Source organism: Microbulbifer maximicatervae (SeqCode) (assembly GCF_052467305.1).
This window is the reverse complement of sequence record NZ_CP174306.1, coordinates 5,093,057-5,110,904: the sequence shown is the minus strand read 5'-3', so window position 1 is coordinate 5,110,904 and position 17,848 is coordinate 5,093,057. Positions and strand designations below refer to the sequence as shown.

At 54.6% G+C, this 17,848-nt stretch carries 15 protein-coding genes and 1 tRNA gene; 8 read left to right on the top strand and 8 right to left on the bottom strand.

The genetic code is table 11. The annotated features are described in order from the left end of the window. Positions 1–98: 98 nt before the first annotated feature. The 5 genes from speA to ACJJI4_RS22230 all read left to right on the top strand — a co-directional run bounded on the left by speA (position 99) and on the right by ACJJI4_RS22230 (position 6,287). Positions 99–2,021, top strand: a complete 1,923-nt coding sequence (gene speA, locus ACJJI4_RS22250; protein ID WP_444926498.1) for a biosynthetic arginine decarboxylase — start codon at positions 99–101, stop codon at positions 2,019–2,021. Between the two features lie 72 nt (positions 2,022–2,093). After that, positions 2,094–3,287: a saccharopine dehydrogenase family protein gene (locus ACJJI4_RS22245; RefSeq protein WP_444906588.1), complete on the top strand. Its 1,194-nt coding sequence runs from the start codon at positions 2,094–2,096 to the stop codon at positions 3,285–3,287. Positions 3,288–3,356: 69 nt separating this feature from the next. Further along, positions 3,357–4,550 carry a carboxynorspermidine decarboxylase gene (gene nspC / locus ACJJI4_RS22240; protein ID WP_444926497.1) on the top strand — a complete coding sequence of 398 codons (1,194 nt, stop codon included), beginning with the start codon at positions 3,357–3,359 and terminating at the stop codon, positions 4,548–4,550. Between the two features lie 63 nt (positions 4,551–4,613). Next, positions 4,614–5,486, top strand: a complete 873-nt coding sequence (speB, locus tag ACJJI4_RS22235; protein WP_413664138.1) for an agmatinase — start codon at positions 4,614–4,616, stop codon at positions 5,484–5,486. A 111-nt stretch (positions 5,487–5,597) separates the two neighbouring features. Then, positions 5,598–6,287 (top strand): DUF6515 family protein, encoded by a 690-nt coding sequence (locus ACJJI4_RS22230; RefSeq protein WP_444914941.1) that lies wholly within the window; start codon positions 5,598–5,600, stop codon positions 6,285–6,287. Here the strand turns inward: ACJJI4_RS22230 and ACJJI4_RS22225 are convergent. From ACJJI4_RS22225 to rpsF, 6 genes are all read right to left on the bottom strand, one after another. After that, complete coding sequence (locus ACJJI4_RS22225) at positions 6,277–7,368, bottom strand: winged helix-turn-helix domain-containing protein (RefSeq protein ID WP_444926496.1); 1,092 nt, start codon at positions 7,366–7,368, stop codon at positions 6,277–6,279. The genes ACJJI4_RS22230 and ACJJI4_RS22225 overlap by 11 nt on opposite strands. A 54-nt stretch (positions 7,369–7,422) precedes the next feature. Then, positions 7,423–8,865 (bottom strand): replicative DNA helicase, encoded by a 1,443-nt coding sequence (gene dnaB / locus ACJJI4_RS22220; protein ID WP_444926495.1) that lies wholly within the window; start codon positions 8,863–8,865, stop codon positions 7,423–7,425. A 109-nt stretch (positions 8,866–8,974) separates the two neighbouring features. Next, positions 8,975–9,421 carry a 50S ribosomal protein L9 gene (rplI, locus tag ACJJI4_RS22215; protein WP_282930238.1) on the bottom strand — a complete coding sequence of 149 codons (447 nt, stop codon included), beginning with the start codon at positions 9,419–9,421 and terminating at the stop codon, positions 8,975–8,977. Positions 9,422–9,457: 36 nt separating this feature from the next. Continuing rightward, entirely contained in the window at positions 9,458–10,300 is an 843-nt protein-coding gene (locus ACJJI4_RS22210; protein ID WP_413664135.1) for a YybS family protein, read from the bottom strand. A 43-nt stretch (positions 10,301–10,343) separates the two neighbouring features. Further along, positions 10,344–10,574, bottom strand: coding sequence for a 30S ribosomal protein S18 (gene rpsR / locus ACJJI4_RS22205; RefSeq protein WP_108731487.1), 231 nt, complete (start codon positions 10,572–10,574; stop codon positions 10,344–10,346). 12 nt (positions 10,575–10,586) lie between these two features. Continuing rightward, positions 10,587–11,030, bottom strand: a complete 444-nt coding sequence (gene rpsF / locus ACJJI4_RS22200) for a 30S ribosomal protein S6 (protein ID WP_282930240.1) — start codon at positions 11,028–11,030, stop codon at positions 10,587–10,589. Positions 11,031–11,383: 353 nt separating this feature from the next. Between rpsF and ACJJI4_RS22195 the strand changes: the two genes are divergently transcribed. Together ACJJI4_RS22195 and ACJJI4_RS22190 are read left to right on the top strand one after the other, a co-directional pair. Further along, on the top strand, positions 11,384–12,211 hold the full coding sequence (locus ACJJI4_RS22195) for an alpha/beta fold hydrolase (protein WP_444926494.1): 828 nt from the start codon (positions 11,384–11,386) through the stop codon (positions 12,209–12,211). Between the two features lie 223 nt (positions 12,212–12,434). Continuing rightward, positions 12,435–13,232 carry an isocitrate lyase/PEP mutase family protein gene (locus ACJJI4_RS22190; RefSeq protein WP_444926493.1) on the top strand — a complete coding sequence of 266 codons (798 nt, stop codon included), beginning with the start codon at positions 12,435–12,437 and terminating at the stop codon, positions 13,230–13,232. A 649-nt stretch (positions 13,233–13,881) separates the two neighbouring features. Here the strand turns inward: ACJJI4_RS22190 and rlmB are convergent. Together rlmB and rnr are read right to left on the bottom strand one after the other, a co-directional pair. Then, on the bottom strand, positions 13,882–14,637 hold the full coding sequence (gene rlmB, locus ACJJI4_RS22185; RefSeq protein ID WP_413664132.1) for a 23S rRNA (guanosine(2251)-2'-O)-methyltransferase RlmB: 756 nt from the start codon (positions 14,635–14,637) through the stop codon (positions 13,882–13,884). A gap of 12 nt (positions 14,638–14,649) precedes the next feature. Beyond that, entirely contained in the window at positions 14,650–17,388 is a 2,739-nt protein-coding gene (gene rnr / locus ACJJI4_RS22180; RefSeq protein ID WP_444926492.1) for a ribonuclease R, read from the bottom strand. 243 nt (positions 17,389–17,631) lie between these two features. Between rnr and ACJJI4_RS22175 the strand changes: the two genes are divergently transcribed. Further along, a tRNA-Leu gene (locus ACJJI4_RS22175) sits at positions 17,632–17,718 on the top strand. Positions 17,719–17,848 lie beyond the last annotated feature (130 nt).

Genomic DNA, 17,848 nt, shown 5'->3' with positions numbered 1-17,848 from the left:
TCAGTGCGCAAAAATTAGCGTTTTTTTATCTATAGTTATTGCTTTCCGGCCCTGCTGGGCCCAAGATTCGCGCCCGCCAATATCAACAGAAAGGCGCCATGAAAAAGCAACAAGTAAAAGACTGGACTTGCGAAGATTCGGCCGAGCTCTACGGCATCCGCAATTGGGGCGCCGGATATTTCGATTTGAACGAAAATGGTGAAATTTCACTGCAAGCCGACGGCCCCAACGGGGTAACACACAGTGTTTCGCTGATGGACATTGCCCGAGGCGCCACCGAGCGCGGCCTGGGTATGCCTCTGCTATTGCGTATTGAGAATTTACTCGAAGCGCAGATCGCCCGGATTAACGAATCCTTTGCCCGCGCTATCGACGATTGCGGCTACGGCAACGTTTTTCGCGGCGTATTCCCCATTAAGGTGAACCAGCAGTGTCAGGTCATTGAAGAAATTGCCAATGCCGGCCGCCGCTTTAACCACGGCCTGGAGGCAGGCAGTAAAGCAGAACTTATCGCTGCCCTGTCCATTCTGGATAACACCGAATCCCTGATCGTTTGCAACGGCTATAAGGACGAGGAATTTATTAACCTCGGACTGCAAGCCCAACGCCTGGGCGTACAGGTTTTCTTCGTCGTGGAAACGCCCTCGGAAGTGGAGACCATTATCCGCTGCGCCGAGCGTGAGCAGGTGCGCCCCAATATCGGCGCACGAGTAAAGCTCGCTTCCAAGGTGGGCGGCTACTGGAATGCGACCAGTGGCGACCGCAGTATTTTCGGTCTGGGCAGTAACGACCTGATCGCCATGGTCGATCAACTGCGCAACCACGATATGCTCGACTGTCTCAAGTTATTGCACTATCACCTGGGCTCACAGGTACCGAATATCCGCGACATCCGCACCGGAGTTTTGGAAGCCTGCCGCTACTACGCCGATCTGGTGGAAGAAGGCGCACCCATGGGCTACCTGGATCTGGGCGGTGGCCTGGCGGTGGATTACGATGGCAGCAAGACCAATTACACTCACTCAAAGAATTACTCCCTGGACGAGTACTGTGTCGATGTAGTGGAAGCCATTATGGGCACCCTCGATAGCGAGGGAGTCGAACATCCGGTGATTATCACCGAATCCGGCCGCGCCACTGTAGCCTACTCCTCTGTACTGCTATTCGATATTCTCGACACTACCCGTTTCGAGCCGGTGGAGCTGGAGCACACCAAGATCAGCGAAGGCGACCACCAGATGCTGCTCAACCTGCAGGACGCAGTGCGCAGTATCACCCCCAAAAACCTGCAAGAGAGTTACAACGACGCGCTCTACTACCGCGATGAAGTGCGCTCTCTCTATCTGCACGGCCAGGTGAGCCTGCGCGAACGCGCCAATGCGGAAAACCTGTTCCTGCAGAGCGCCCAGGATATTCGCAAATTACTCGATGAGGCCGAAGAGATTCCCGCAGACCTGCAAGCCCTGCCGGAGGTGCTGTCAGATATCTACTACGCCAATGTGAGCGTATTCCAATCGATACCGGACATCTGGGCTATCGATCAGGTATTCCCTCTGTTGCCGATCCACCGCCTGGACGAAGCTCCCACGCGCTCCGCCATCATCGCCGACATCACCTGTGACTGCGACGGCAAGATCGACCGCTTTATTGGCCGGGAAAAAGAGCAGAAAACCCTGCCTTTACACGAGCTAAAGGATGGTGAGGACTATATTCTCGGCACCTTCTTAATTGGCGCCTACCAGGAAACCCTGGGTGACCTGCACAACCTGTTTGGGGACACTAATGTAGTGAGCGTACGCATCCAGGAAGACGGCAGCATAGACTTCAGCCACGAGATTCACGGTGACAGTATTTCTGACGTGTTAAGCTACGTGGAATACCAGCCCAAGGCGCTGTTTGAGCGCTTCCGCCGCCTGGCGGAACGCGCCGTCAAGCAGGGGTTGATTACCGCCGCCCAACGCAAACAGATTTTGCAAACCTATACCGCCAGCATGAGCGGTTACACCTACTTTGAAAAATAAATTTTAAAAATGAGGCGCCAACGCCTTTGAGAATATAGCGGTAACATTAGCCGCAGATTTAAGGAGATCTTTATGGCCAACGTACTGATCATCGGCGCCGGCGGTGTCGGCCAGGTGGTTGCGCACAAGTGCGCACAGGTTGCTGAGGTATTTGAAAATATCACCCTGGCAAGCCGCACCAAAAGCAAGTGCGACAAGATTGCCGCTATGCTGCCGCGTAAAATCGACACCGCTGAAGTAGATGCGGACAATGTGCCTGAACTGGTAAAGCTGATCGAAAAAGTGAAGCCGGACCTGGTCATCAATGTGGCCCTGCCCTACCAGGATCTGCACATTATGGATGCCTGCCTGGAAACCGGCGTGCACTACCTAGATACCGCCAATTACGAGCCGCCGGAAGAGGCCAAGTTCGAGTACAAGTGGCAGTGGGCCTACCAGGAGAAATTTGAGAAAGCCGGCCTGATGGCACTGCTGGGCAGCGGCTTCGATCCCGGCGTCACCAGCGTATTTACCGCCTACGCCAAGAAGCACCACTTCGATCGTATCCACACCCTGGATATTCTCGACTGTAATGCCGGCGACCACGGCCTGCCGTTCGCCACCAACTTCAACCCGGAAATTAATATCCGCGAGATCACCGCCAACGGTCGCTACTGGGAAAATGGCCAGTGGGTTACCACCAAGCCGATGGAAGAGAAACGCGTATTCAACTTCCCCGAAGGCATTGGCGATAAGGATATCTACCTGCTCTACCACGAAGAGCTGGAATCCCTGTCCAAGCACTTCCCGGAAATTGAGCGCGCGCGTTTCTGGATGACCTTTGGCGAGAGCTACCTGAAACACCTGGAAGTTCTGCAGAACGTCGGAATGACTGGCATTGAGCCGGTGGAATTCCAGGGCCAGCAAATTGTACCTATCCAGTTCCTTAAAGAGCTGCTGCCAGATCCCGCCAGCCTAGGCCCGCTGACCAAGGGCAAGACCTGCATCGGCAACATTATTCGGGGCACCAAAGACGGCGAAGAGAAAATCTACTACGTCTACAACACCTGCGACCATCAGGACTGCTACCAGGAGGTTCAATCCCAGGCGATCTCCTACACCACCGGTGTCCCGGCCATGATCGGTGCCAAGATGATGCTGGAAGGCAAGTGGATGAAGCCCGGCGTGTGGAATATGGAGCAGATGGATCCAGACCCCTTTATGGATGACCTGAACAAGTACGGCCTGCCCTGGCAGGAAACCTGGCTGGATAAGCCCTTCCAGTAAATCGCTTCTTTCCCGACCTAGCGGGGCGGACTCCAGTGCCCGCCCCGCCGCACCAGGATATAACGCACCATGGACCTCACTCCCCCCGTTGACTATTTCGGCAGCTTCGATCCCTACCGCGTTCCCTCTCCCTGTTTTGTGATCGATGAAATTGCCCTGCGCAATAATTTGGCATTGCTCGCCGATGTACAGGAACGCAGCGGTGCCAAGGTACTGGCAGCGCTCAAGGCCTTTTCCATGTTCAGCACTGGGCCCATCGTGGCTGAATATCTATCCGGGACCTGTGCCAGTGGCCTGCACGAAGCCAAACTGGGGTTCGAGGAGTACGGCGGTCGCGACAAAGGCAAGGAAGTTCATGTCTTCAGTGCCGCTTACAAGGATGAGGAACTGCGGGAAATACTGCAATTTGCCCATCATGTAATTTTCAATTCCTTCTCCCAGTGGCAGCGTTTTCGGGAGTTGTGCCTGGATATGCAACAGCAGCGGCCAGAGCTGCGTTTTGGCCTGCGTATCAACCCTGAGCACTCCGAGGGACACACCGATCTCTACGACCCCTGCGCCCCTTGTTCGCGCCTGGGCATCGTGCGCTCGCTGTTTGAAGGGGAATCCCTCGAAGGCATCAGCGGCCTGCACTTCCACACGTTATGTGAACAGGATTTCAAACCTCTGCAGCGCACAATCGCTGCCGTGGAGGAGAAGTTTGGCGATCTGATACCACAAATGGAGTGGATTAATTTCGGCGGCGGCCACCATATTACTCGCCGGGATTACCAGGTGGATGAGCTGGTCGAAGCGGTGCGCAGCTTTTCCGACAAGCACAATGTACAGGTCTACCTGGAACCCGGTGAGGCCATCTCCCTGTTCGCAGGAGTCCTTGTAGCTGAGGTAGTGGATATCGCCTGGAATGGTGAAAACCAAGCCATCCTCGACGCTTCTGCCACCTGCCATATGCCCGATGTGCTGGAAATGCCCTACCGACCGGAAATTACCGGTGCCGCTCGCCCCGGTGACTTACCCCACACCTATCGCCTGGGCGGACAGAGTTGCCTGGCCGGCGACAGCATCGGCGAATACAGCTTCAGTCAACCACTGCGGATTGGCGAGCGACTGGTATTCGAGGAAATGGCCTACTACACCATGGTGAAAACCAATACTTTTAACGGTATCCCCCTACCGGCTATCGCCCTGTGGAATTCGGATACCGACGACCTGAAGATGATCAAAACTTTCGGCTACGAAGATTTTAAGGAACGCCTCTCCTAAACAGTGCCGATAGAGATAGATGCGGCAGGCAATGAGTTATTGCCTCCGCCAGAGGACCAGTAGATGTTGTCAGAAAACGAATACCCCATTTTTCTCGGCTCCGAAATCGAGCAGCCGAAACCGGAAGACGCCCTCTTTCACATTATCCCCATCCCCTATGAGGAAACCGTCTCCTACGGTGGCGGCACCGGCAAGGGCCCGGCCTCCATCCTAGAGGCATCCTGGCAACTGGAAACTTTTGACAATTTCTCCAACCCCTGTGACCTGGGCATCTACACCCGCTCGCCGGTCTCGGTTTCCGGCCCTGCAGAACAGGTGATGGAGAATATCGCCGCCGCCACCAAAGAAGTGTTGGCGCTTGGCAAGATGCCGGTGGGTATCGGCGGTGAGCATTCGGTGACCTGGGGTATTATCAAAGGGCTACTGGACGCCGGTGAAACCGATTTTGGCGTGGTGCAGATCGATGCCCACGCCGACCTTCGCGATCGCTATGAGGGCCACAAACACAGCCACGCCAGCGTAATGCGTCTAGTGGTAGAAGCCGGTGTTCCCCTGTTTCAGCTGGGTATCCGCGCCTATTGCGAAGAGGAAGTGCAGGCCCGCAAGGACCACAACGTAGGCTACCTGGATGCCCACCAACTGGTACCCAACAACGTGCAGGAATTCCAGTTACCGGAGAATTTCCCCAAGAAAGTCTTCTTTACCCTGGATGTGGACGGTATGGACCCATCGGTCTTCCCTTCCACCGGCACCCCGGTACCCGGCGGTCTCGGCTGGTACCAGACCCTCAACTTATTCGAATCTGTTGCGCGACAAAGAGAGATAATTGGCTTCGATCTGCTGGAATTTGCGCCGATCGAGGGCTTTCACGCCTATGACTTTGCCGCCGCACAGCTGATGTACAAGCTGATGGGAATCATCCAGCGCAACCGCTGACCACTGATCCAGCCTCCGGCACTTTGACAATTCTTAACCAATTAACCTGTCTTTAATGTCAGGATAAGGGTTAGTATGTCAAATGTGAGTAATCACTTCGATGGAGAGACTGTGAATAAACTGAATGTCGTAATTGGCGCCAGTGCGTTCCTGGCGCTGGCCGCTTTTGCCTTTAGCCCACCGGCCGATGCGCGCGGTTATGAGCGCGGGGGAGATCATCGCCACCACCACCGTGGCGGTGTTTATCGCGGACCACGTGTTTCGATCGGATTTGTTGCGCCCGTACTACCCGTTGGCCATGTGCGTGTGGCAGTTGGCGGACGTCCTTTTTACTACCATGGCGGGCACTTCTACCGCCACGGTCCCCGTGGTTACGTCGTTGTCGCTGCCCCTCTGGGCGCCTCGGTAGTCACCCTGCCAACTAGTGCTGTCAGAGTCCATGTAGGCGGAATTACTTATTACCAGTACGCCGATGCCTACTATCAGTGGCACCCGGCTACCCGAACTTATGTCGTAGTAGCACCACCTGCAGTGGCTGTAGCTCCAGCACCCGTAGCCGTTGTTCCAGCGCCTGCGCCGGCTGTCGCCGTTCCTGTTGCAACGGCAGCAGCTCCTGCTACTGTGCCTGCAACCCCGAACCCGGGCCCTCAGGGTTTCCAGCCCGGACAAGTGGTGGAAACCCTACCCAATGGCTACGCCGCTGAAATTATCAACGGCATCCAGTACTACCGCTATGGCGGCAATTACTTTATGCCAACCCAGCGCGATGGCCAGGAAGTCTACGTAGTCGTCAAGCTGTAAGCGCGGCTTCGCTTTCCAGCCCGTGAAAGCGGGCAAACTGCCCCAGAGCCCGGTGGTAACTCGCCTCCAGCGAGACACCGGGTTTCTTGTTCCAGTGCAGGGCCTCTACCCGCAATACACCCGCATCCCGATCAGCCTTCAAATCCACCTGCCCCACGAATTGATCGCCGTATAAAATCGGCAGGCAAAAATAGCCATAGCGGCGCTTGGCCGCCGGTACATAGCACTCCAATTGATATTCAAAATCAAACAGCCGGCGCAGGCGTTTGCGTTGCAATATCACTGGGTCGAATGGGGATAACAGGCGCACTTTGCGCGATGGTCGTACTGGCTCCCAGTCCAGGTGCTCGGTGAGCATCAGCTCTTTCCCCCACTGAGTGAGCTCACCGGTTGCCAACATGCGCTTAATTGCCAGCTGGATAAGGGGTTTGTCGTCCCTGCGCAGGTAAGCAATTTCCTCCGCTCGGCCAATCCCCTGGCACCCCAGAAAAGTGCGCACCAGATGGCTACCATACTCAATTTCCAAGGCAGCGTGGGTCGAGATTCTTGCTGGCAGTATCCGCTCCGGGAGATCGAAGACTTTTTGAAAGCCCTCCCGGTGGCTGACCATCAGCTCACCTTCATGAAACAACTGCTCCAGGGCTTTCTTTTCATCAGACCACTCCCACCATCCACTCTTGGTGCGCACAAAATCACTGGCCCGCAGGGCACCCTCCTCTCGCACACGATCGAGAATATAGCGACACAGCTTGGCATTCTTTTCAAACCAGTGGCGCTGACCGGCGCGGATACGATCCATACGCACCCGCGCATAGGGGTAGTGGGCCATTGGCAGGTAGGCAGCGGCGTGGGACCAGTACTCGAAAATTTCGCGGCGCTCTTCAGCTTCAGCCAGGTGTGACTCGCGGTAACGGGGCAGGCGATTGTAGAGCTGGTGGTGGTGGGCCCGGGTAATTCGCTGGATAGCATCCAACTGTAGGGCGCCAAGATGTTGCAACAACTCCGACAATCCTTCAGTCCAGGAGCTGTGGATAAATTGGCGTTGCAGCACCAGTGCGCGGATCTTTTGTTCGGATAACAAGAGGTGGCTCCCCTAGGCTCGAATATTCGACAGCCGCGAACCTAGCAGAAAGGCTTATTCGCCCTGGTAGTATTCCGGCGCCAGATTATCGAAGCGAGTGTATTTGCCTACAAACGCTGCGCGGCAGGTGCCGATCTCACCGTTACGCTGCTTGCCGATAATCAACTCGGCCATCCCTTTATCCGGGCTGTCCTCGTTGTAGTATTCATCGCGGTAGATAAACAGGATCACGTCAGCATCCTGCTCGATCGCCCCGGATTCCCGCAGGTCCGAGTTCATCGGCCGTTTGTTGGGGCGCTGCTCTACTCCCCGGTTGAGCTGCGACAGGGCAATCACCGGGCACTCGTATTCTTTCGCCAGCGCCTTGAGAGAGCGGGAGATCTCGGAGATCTCCTGGGTGCGGCCCTCAGTAGACCCCTTCACCTGCATCAGCTGCAAATAGTCCACCATAATCATGGCGGGCATACTCTTGGCCTCGGCGTCTTCGCGGCTTAACTTGGAGTTCTCGCGCATCAATTTGTTGATGTGATCGCGCACTGTGCGCTTGGTACGCGCGCGCACCTCGCTGGGACTCAGTGCCGGCGTATCATCGATATACAGGGCCTTGCCCTTCATTTTCTGCACGGCACTGGACAGCTTGGGCCAATCCTCTTCCTGCAGCTTGCCATTCCTGATGCGCCCCTGGTCGATACGGCCAATAGAAGACAACATCCGCATCACCAGGCTGTCCGAGGGCATCTCCATACTGAAGACCAGTGTCGGGCTCTCCTGGCAGAGCATGGCGCTCTCGATAAAATTCAACGCCAGTGCGGTCTTACCCATGGAGGGACGCGCGGCGAGAATAACCAGTTCGCCCGGCTGCCAGCCGGAGGTGCGCTGGTCCAGTTCGGTCAGACCGGTGCTGATACCGGTGATATCACCCTCGGTCTTGAACAGCTCATCGATGCGCTCGACGGTCTTTTTCAGCAGGGTATCCACGCCGACAAAGCCGCCCTCTTTGGCGCGCCCCTCGGCGATTTCCGCCACGCGGCGCTCAGCCATCTGCAGCAGGTCGGCGGAGGCGAGGCCACCGGGATTAAAACTGGTGCGGCTGATCTCACCGGCAGCGGCGATCAGCTGGCGCAGCATGGAGCGCTCACGCACGATCTTGGCGTAGGCGACGATATTCGCTGCGGAGGGAGTGTTTTCGGCCAATTCCGCCAGGTAGGCAGGGCCACCCACTTCACCGAGCAAGTCGCGGCTGGCGAGGCCTTCGGCGAGGGTAACGATATCCAGGGGCTGTTCGCCATTACTCAGCTCGCCCATAACCGCAAAGATCTTGCGGTGACTGGCGCTGAAGAAATCCTCTTCACTCAGCTGTTCGGCAACGGCATCAATACGGCCCGGGTCCAGCATCAGGCCGCCGAGCACAGACTGCTCCGCCTCTACCGAATGCGGTAGGGGTGAACTCTCTTCGCTGTGGATCTCTTCTTCAGGGGCGGCGTATTCGTCGATCATGGGACTTTACTGGATAGTAAAAACAAAACAGGCGCTGGACCCGATAGGGTGCAGCGCCCGATTGTAGCGCGGCTGGCGCCCGAAGCACCAACCGTTCGTCAACAAAACCTTACTCGGCTTCGATAACGACTTTAACTGCAGCAATTACGTCGGAGTGCAGCTGTACGTCTACGTCGTACTCGCCCACTTCGCGCAGCGCACCTTCCGGCAGCTTAACTTCAGCTTTAGCTACTTCAACGCCACCAGCAGAGATCGCTTCAGCGATGTCGCGAGTGCCGATAGAACCGAACAGCTTGCCTTCGTCGCCAGCGTTAGCAGCGATGGTAACAACCAGATCGGCCAGCTTGGTAGCGCGGCTCTCAGCTTCAGCCAGCTTAGCGGCAGCAGCGGCTTCCAGTTCAGCGCGCTTAGCTTCGAACTCAGCAATGTTAGCGGCGGTAGCAGCAATTGCCTTACCAGTCGGCAGCAGGAAATTGCGGCCAAAACCGGCTTTAACATCAACGCGGTCACCCACGTTGCCCAGTTTGCCTACTTTATCGAGCAGAATAACTTCCATCTCGGTTTCCTCAATTTCTGTATTGTGCGGGCGCGCTTATTTGGAAGAGCGTCCGCGAATATCTATCCAGCTATCTACCAGGGCCAGGCCGCAGAGGAAGCCTGCCAGGGGCAGCCCTCCAATCACCAGCATGATGTACATCGCCACCAGGGGACCTACCCCCCAACCGCGACTGGCAACCAGCCAGTGGACCAGGGCAATACCAGCTACCACCATCGGGAACGCAATCACCGCTCCCCAAAATGCGTAGCCTGGGGTTACCAAGCTGACTACCCACAACAACATACTTGTCGCTGACAGCCACAGGGGCAGGCGCAGCTGGTGGAACTCCTGGCGGAAACCGCCGGGGTTGTACAGCAGGGCCTGCCAGTAACGCCCCAGTACCAGAGCCAATGTGGCGCTCATCGCCGATATCAGGCCCAGGTAACCGGTAATTTGCAATTCACCCGAAAATATCTGCTTCAGTTCATCCATTGGAACAGTATTGGGCTGTTCCGCTGCATTCTCGACTGCCTGCAAGAACCCTTGCATCAGTCCTCCACTGAAGAGAGAGGTCAGCAATATGCCTGCTGCTGATGCCGCCGTTACAGCCACCAGGCCAGCGGCCCAGGAGCGACTGCTGCGCAATGCCATGGCGCCGCAAAAAACTGCAACAAAATGGCCTGCGGATATACCAGTCACCAGTGGTGGTACATGACCACTCATACCCATAACGACAATCGGCAACAGAGCCCAGGCCAAAACCATCAGGCCGTCACTGCTGCCTCGGCGCAAACTCACCAGAGCGAGAATTGCCGGGCTTATCAGCGGAATCCCCAACATGGTGAGGATTACCGCCCTGACGCGTCCGCGCATAATAAATTCAGCTACGGCGCGCATATCTAGATAGCTTCTCTATTAATGAGTCTAAGCAAACTGCGGCTTAGGCTTCGTGGCTGTCCGTGTACGGCAGCAGGGCCAGGTAGCGAGCGCGCTTGACCGCAGAGGCCAGCTGACGCTGATACTTGGCTTTGGTACCGGTAATACGGCTAGGAACAATTTTGCCAGTCTCGGAGATGTAGGCTTTCAGGGTATCGAGATCTTTGTAGTCGATACGCTTAACACCTTCAGCGGTGAAACGGCAGAACTTGCGACGACGGAAAAAACGTGCCATCTGATAATCCCCTTACTCTTCGCTTTCAGCGTTATCGGAAGAAGCTTCTGCAGCGTCGGAAGAAGCTTTCTCTTCTCCGGCGCGCTCGCGACGCTCGGTGCGCTCTGCACGGGCAGCTTTGCGCTCACGGCTTTCTTTTTCCGCTTTCATGATCGGGCTCTCTTCAGTGATCGCCTCGTCTTCACGAATTACCAGATTACGGATAACCGCATCGTTGTAACGGAAGTTGGTAGTCAGTTCCTCAAGGGCTTCTTCAGAACATTCTACGTTCATCAGAATGTAGTGAGCCTTGTGGATCTTGTTGATCGGGTAAGCCAGACGGCGACGGCCCCAGTCTTCCAGACGGTGAACCTGTCCACCGCTCTCCTTGATGGACGCAGTGTAGCGCTCCACCATGCCAGGTACCTGCTCGCTCTGGTCCGGGTGAACCAGGAATACAATTTCGTAATGACGCATTTTAGCTCCTTACGGGTTAATCAGCCTCTCGGACAGTCCGATGAGGCAAGGAGTACAACGGGCACGGATAAACCGGGCCCATTGCGGGCGGCGTATTCTAGGCAGTTGTGGGGTTGGTTGCAAGTTGATCAATTGCATCAAGCCCAATGCCTTCGCCTGCCCGGTTGCAAGTTGATCAATTACCTCAAGCAAGTGCATTCGCATTCCAAGTTAGAGGTTGATCAAAATGACTACCCTGCCACTCGCCTTGTTTCTGGGATTTGGCGGATTGGGACACAGCACTGCGCGGTCTGGTCATGGGTTTGGCAAGCTGGCTTCGCCTATGATGCCGGACTGCTAACGGGAGAAGTACCATGCCCCAACAAACCCACCAATTAGAATTTGGCGCCTTCCAGGTACCAGTAACCACAGTACACAACGGCGAAGGCCCCCTGGTATTGGTACTTCCTGCGATGGGCGTACCGGCCAACCGCTACCGCCTGCTCTTAGAAGAACTGCAAAAGCTCGGTTACAACACCGCCATCAGCGAACTGCCCGGCACCGGGGAGAGCCTGCCGCGCCCCCACCGAAATGCCGACTACGGTTACAACGATCTGGTGTTTTCATTTATCCCACAGTTAATCCAACTGCTGGAACAGCACTTCCCCCAGGGGCCAGCGCTGATTCTCGGCCACAGTATCGGCGGCCAAACCAGTACCCTGGCGGCCCGCGCCGGCCTCACCGGTAACGCCAAGGTTGTCAGTATCGCCTCCGGCCATGTGGACCACCGCAGCTGGAGTGGCCTGCACAAGTACGCCATCCTGCTCTTCGCCTCAATTGCCAGCGTGACCTCAAGCCTGCTGGGTTATTTCCCCGGTGCGCGCATGGGATTCGGCTGGCGCGAAGCGCGCAGGCTGATGAAAGACTGGGCCCGATCCATATTTAGCGGCCGCTTTGCACCGGAGGATCGCTTTGGGCAAATGGAAAAGACAAGCCAGCCCACCCTGCATATTGCGCTGGACGGCGACCCCTTCGCCCCTATTCAGGCTGCCCGTAAATTAGCGGCGATCGTCGGCGGCGAAACCCGGGAGATGAAACCCACTTATCCCAAGGGCAACCCTCACCTTAGCTGGATCAAGAATCCCGCCCCCGTAGTTGAGGCAGTACAGCAGTGGCTACATAAAGATCCCGCTCTCAACTGATTTTCCTTTTTTCTATCTTTCCTGCATGGCCAAGAAAGCAATTCACAGCTTTCTTAGCCATGTATTAATAAAAACTGCCCGCTCCACCTCCCTCCCACATCGCAGCCAACAATCTTATTTGTCTTTCCGGTTTTCACGGTTCAGTTCCGTTTGTGGCCAGTGAATCAATCTCTTGAGCGGTAAATTCACCACTCAAACGACATCGCTCAAGTAGGTTATCCCCATGAACAACAGCCCATTCAATACCTTCACCAAGTTGCACCAAACTGACGCCCCACTGATCCTGCCAAATGCCTGGGATGCTGCCAGCGCTTTAATCTGCCAAAACACAGGCGCCCAAGCGGTAGGTACCAGCAGTGCCGCCGTCGCCTGGTCACTGGGTTATGCCGATGGCGGTGCCCTGCCAGTTGAGGAACACCTAAACGCTATCGCGCGGATTGCCCGGGTGACCTCATTACCTCTGAGTGTGGATATTGAAGATGGATATTCTCAAAACCCCGAACAGGTAGCTGAGCTGGCTTGTAAAATGATGGAGCTGGGCGTAGTGGGTATCAATATTGAAGATGGTAACGACACCCCCGAATCTCTCGGCGAAAAAATCAGCGCTATTCGTAAAGCACTGAACGGCCGCCCGCTTTTTATTAATGCCCGTACCGATGTTTATCTCAATGGACTCGCCAGCGGTGATAAAGCGGTAAATATGTGTATAGAGAGGCTAGAGCTTTATAAGAGTGCCGGTGCTGACTGCGGCTTTGTGCCTGGGCTCTCTTCAGTTGAGGAGGCAAGGAGTCTAGCAGCGGATATCAATCTGCCAATCAATATTATGCTGCTTCCGGGAATAGCCCCTATATCGGAGTTTTTTGCTGCAGGCATAAAGCGCTTTAGTACCGGACCAGCTTTATTCCAATCTGTTTATGGCAATTTAAGCGAATCATTAAAACAGCTGGCAGCGGTTAAAAGTGACACTAATTTGTTTAGTAAGGCGTTGGACTACGGCACTATGAACTCTGCATTTACTTAAAGGATGTGGAAAGAAGTTTTATGTCCGGGTATTTCTATACCCGGCTTGTAAGGACTTGCAGTAACCCCGTGGATCAAAGTTTCGAAAGAACTAAATAAATCTCCGCTCACGAACCTAATATGGGAACACCGCAAGTTTAAATATTGAGCAATTCTCTAAATCTTAAATTGGGAAAAATTAGCTGTAGATATTTATACGACCCAACTGATGAGTTTAAAGAAACCATTACTCTATTAGGTAAGAGCCAGTTACCATTATTTATTTCGATTGCCAACCTGCCCACTTAGCAACATCTACCAGGACAACAAATGGTACTACTATCAGCCACCCACAAATACTTTTCATTCTCAGAAATATATTATTTTCCTAGTATCATTCTATGCCTCTGATATAAGTGCCATGACACTTTAACTTTTAGAGCAGTGTCAGATTGCTGCTTTTTATCTCAGCAAATATTAATAAGAAAGCCCTAAGGGGCTCCGAATAACTAAGCGATTCGAGAATCCAATTAACAATAAAAGTCATGGTAGATACTTTCATCACCATCCAGAGGTTATTTGGAAAGCTTTATAGAGGCCAGATTTGTTATAACCACTAGATTGCACGGCCAGTGAAGATCATCCCTGGCACGCGCAGAATAGACCAACTATTAGCCGTTGCGCTGACGCACGGCCTCAAACAAGCAAACACCTGTGGCAACAGAAACATTTAAGCTACTCACCTCTCCCGCCATAGGAATTTTGATCAAATGATCGCAATGTTCCCTAGTCAGGCGCCGCAAGCCGCTGCCCTCGGCCCCCATAACCAGCGCCAGAGGGCCGGTTAATTGGCTTTGGTATACATCCTGTTTCGCCTCACCGGCTGCACCATAAATCCACACTCCCGCCTGTTGCAGCTGCTGTAATGCGCGAGCCAGGTTAGTTACGGTAACAAAGGGCAATACTTCGGCAGCGCCGCAAGCCACTTTGCGGGCTGTTGGCGTCAGCCCGGCAGATTTATCTTTCGGCGCAATCACCGCATGTACTCCGGCAGCCTCTGCCGAGCGCAGGCAGGCACCCAGGTTGTGGGGATCAGTCACTCCATCCAGCACTAATAAGAAAGGCGCTTCCCCGCGCTGATCCAGTTTTTTCAGCAGGTCGAACAGGAATTTCTCATCGTGGACTTTTGTTTTGCCAGAACAGATGGCAACGACACCCTGGTGATTAGCGCCATCCTCTACTTTCTCATCCAGCGCTCGCCGGTCGATAAAGCGCACGGCAATATCATTTTTTTCCGCCTGCTGGATTATTTTTTGCAGGCGCTGATCCTTGCGGCCACGCAGTAACAGAAGCTCCGATACATTCTGCGGAGAACCTTTTAAGAGGGCCTGCACCGCGTGCAGGCCATAGATAACTTCCTGACTCAATTTATTCCTCGATCACTTTTTCTTTTTACTGCTAGAAGAAATCTTTTTCTTCTTTTTTAGTTTACCCGAACGGGTTTTGGCGTTTTCAGCCTTTTGCGCGGCTTTACGGGCAGCCACTGCAGGCCGCTTTCCGCCCTTGCGTGTCGGGGTACGCTTTTTAATCTTGCGTTTGGGCTGGGCATCTTCACCTTGCCCGCCTTCACCTCGCCTATTGAGCGGCTCTTTTTCCGGTTTTGCTACAGGGGCTTCAACACTGGCCTCCACTGGCACAGCCTCATCTGATCCCACCTTGCGCTTGCGGAAAGGCGAGGACTTGGCTGTGGTCTCGGTATGCTTGGCCCAGGGGTTAGCACTGGTATTGCTGGGTTTTTCTTTTTTATCGCGGCCCCGGCGCTCGCGTTCCAACTGATGTTCTACTGCCATTTCCATAGCGCGGGCACTCACCCGCGTACTCTCTTTCTTTTTCTTCGACTCACGCTTTGCGCGTGGGACCAGTTCATTCAAGGTGAAATCCACCTTGCGCTCTTCGAGATCCACCCGTGCAACCTGCACGGTGACAGAGTCACCCAAATGATAACGCTTGCCACTGCGCTCCCCGATAAGACGCTGGTGCGCCTGCTCAAAGCGATAATAGTCTTTGGGTAGGGCAGTGACATGTATCAGGCCCTCCACGTAGAGTTCATCCAACTCCACAAATAATCCAAAGCCGGTTACCGCACTGATAACACCGGAATAGGTCTCGCCCACATGGTCTTGCAGATATTCACACTTAAGCCAGCTGAGCACATCCCGGGTCGCATCGTCGGCGCGCCGCTCGGTCAGCGAACACTGTTCCCCAAGTTGCAAAATGGCCGGCATGTCGTAGGGTAAAATCTGCTCTCGAGCAATCGGTTTGGCACCGGGCACAGAGTGAACTTTTTTTGCCACCGCAGCTTGGTTGGCGCTGCCGTTGCGTATCAACCAGCGCAGCGCCCGGTGCAGGAGCAAATCCGGATAGCGGCGAATCGGGGAGGTGAAATGGGCATAGGCCGGGTAATCCAAACCGAAGTGTCCTCGATTCTCCGGCTGGTAAACCGCCTGGTTCATAGAGCGCAGCAGCATCACCTGAATAATATGCGCATCTGCACGGCCCTCGATCTGCTCCATCAGGTCCTGGAAGTCTTTGGGCTGGGGCTCACCACCACCGGGAAGGCGCAATCCCAATTCACCCAGGTATTCGCGCAAATTACTGAGTTTTTCCTCTTTGGGCGCATCGTGCACCCGGTAGAGTGCGGGCAGTTCCGATAGCTCCATCAGACTCGCCGCGCTGACATTGGCCGCGAGCATACACTCTTCGATCAGCTTGTGAGCATCGTTGCGCACCACCGGAATAATCCGCTCAATTTTCCGTCGGGCGTCAAATATTATCCGGGTCTCGGTCGTCTCAAAATCAATAGCACCCCGGCGCTCCCGCGCTTGGCGCAACGCCAGGTAGAGGTCGTGAAGGTTGTCCAGGTGTGGGGTGAGGGTCGCAAATTGCTTGCGGGCACCACTGTCGCGGTTATCCCGCTCATCGAGTATTTGCCCTACCTGGGTATAAGTCAGGCGCGCGTGGCTGCGCATAACCGCCTCAAAGAAACGATAATCCTGAATTTCACCGCTTCGATTGATGTGCATTTCGCAAACCATACACAGCCGATCGACATCAGGGTTTAAGGAGCAAAGGCCGTTAGACAATTTTTCCGGCAACATGGGTACGACAAAGTCCGGAAAATAAACCGAGTTTCCACGGCCATGCGCCTCCTCATCCAACGCACTACCCGGGCGCACATAGTGAGAAACATCGGCAATGGCTACCAGTAATTTCCAGTTGCTGTCGGGTAAAAGTTCGCAGTAGACCGCATCATCAAAATCCCGCGCGTCTTCACCATCAATAGTAACCAGCGGCAGCTGGCGAAGATCCACCCGGGATTTTTTGTGATCCTCAAGCACTTCATCGGCGATTTCATTGACCTCCGCCGTCAGTGCACTGGGCCAGGTGTGGGGAATTCCGTAATTGCGAATAGCAACATCGATCTCCATACCCGGAGCAAGGTGATCACCGAGAATTTCGCTAACCTTACCTTGCGGCACTTTATCCCTGCCCGGTTGGGTAACTATTTTTACTACAACATACTGACCGTGATCGGCTCCGGCGGTGTCCTCAGAGGCCACCATAATATCCAGGTTAATGCGCGGATTATCCGGGCGCACAAAACAAATGCCGTTTTCCCGGTACAGACGCCCGGCCAGCTGCTCGGTATTGTGCTTAATCACCCTGACAACAGCGCCCTCGCGTTTACCGCGAAAACCTCCGGGGGTTTCCCGAACTAATACCTCGTCACCATCAAAAACTTTACGCATCTGTCGATGGGATAAAAATAGATCGGTGCCGCCATCACTGGGGATAACAAAACCAAAACCATCCCGGTGCCCCATAACCCGGCCGCGTATCAGGCTCATTTTATCCAGTACACCAAAATCACCGGCGCGGTTGCTGGCAATCTGCCCATCCCGGGACATGGCGATCAAACGGCGCCTGACTCCTTCGCGGCGATCCTCGTCGGCCAATTCGAGTAAATCAGCCACCGTTTCCCAGGGTACAGGCTCCGCTTGTTTTTCCAGAATTTGCAGCAAGTACTCCCGACTGGGCACGGGCTTTTCGTATTTCTCTGCCTCGCGCTGGGCATGAGGGTCAGCATTGAAAGGGTCTGAGGTATTTTTTTGAGTCAAAACAGCATCCGTTGTTGGGCAGTTGCCAGGATTGGCAACCTCCGGAGATTATCCGGCCATAAAGAAAGGCGGCGTTGGTAGTGGATTCCTGGTCAATAATTCGCCGCTATTGCACGCATTATAAGCGATTTCGCCAATTTTCCCGACCTAAGAAAAAAATGATGAAAAAAGCGCAACGCAGCCGTTGACACAGGGGGGGCAGATCTCTATAGTTCGCGTCCTCAACGGAGCACACGTTGATTTGCCCAGGTGGCGGAATTGGTAGACGCGCTAGCTTCAGGTGCTAGTGACCTAACGGTCGTGGAGGTTCAAGTCCTCTCCTGGGCACCAATTCCAAAAAGGCTGACTCGAAAGAGTCGGCCTTTTTTGTTTGTGGATTTTACAGTTGCCAAGATCACTCCGCTTCTTTTCGATTACTTCAAAAGATAAAACACCCAATGTAAAAAAGCCGGCCCCGTGG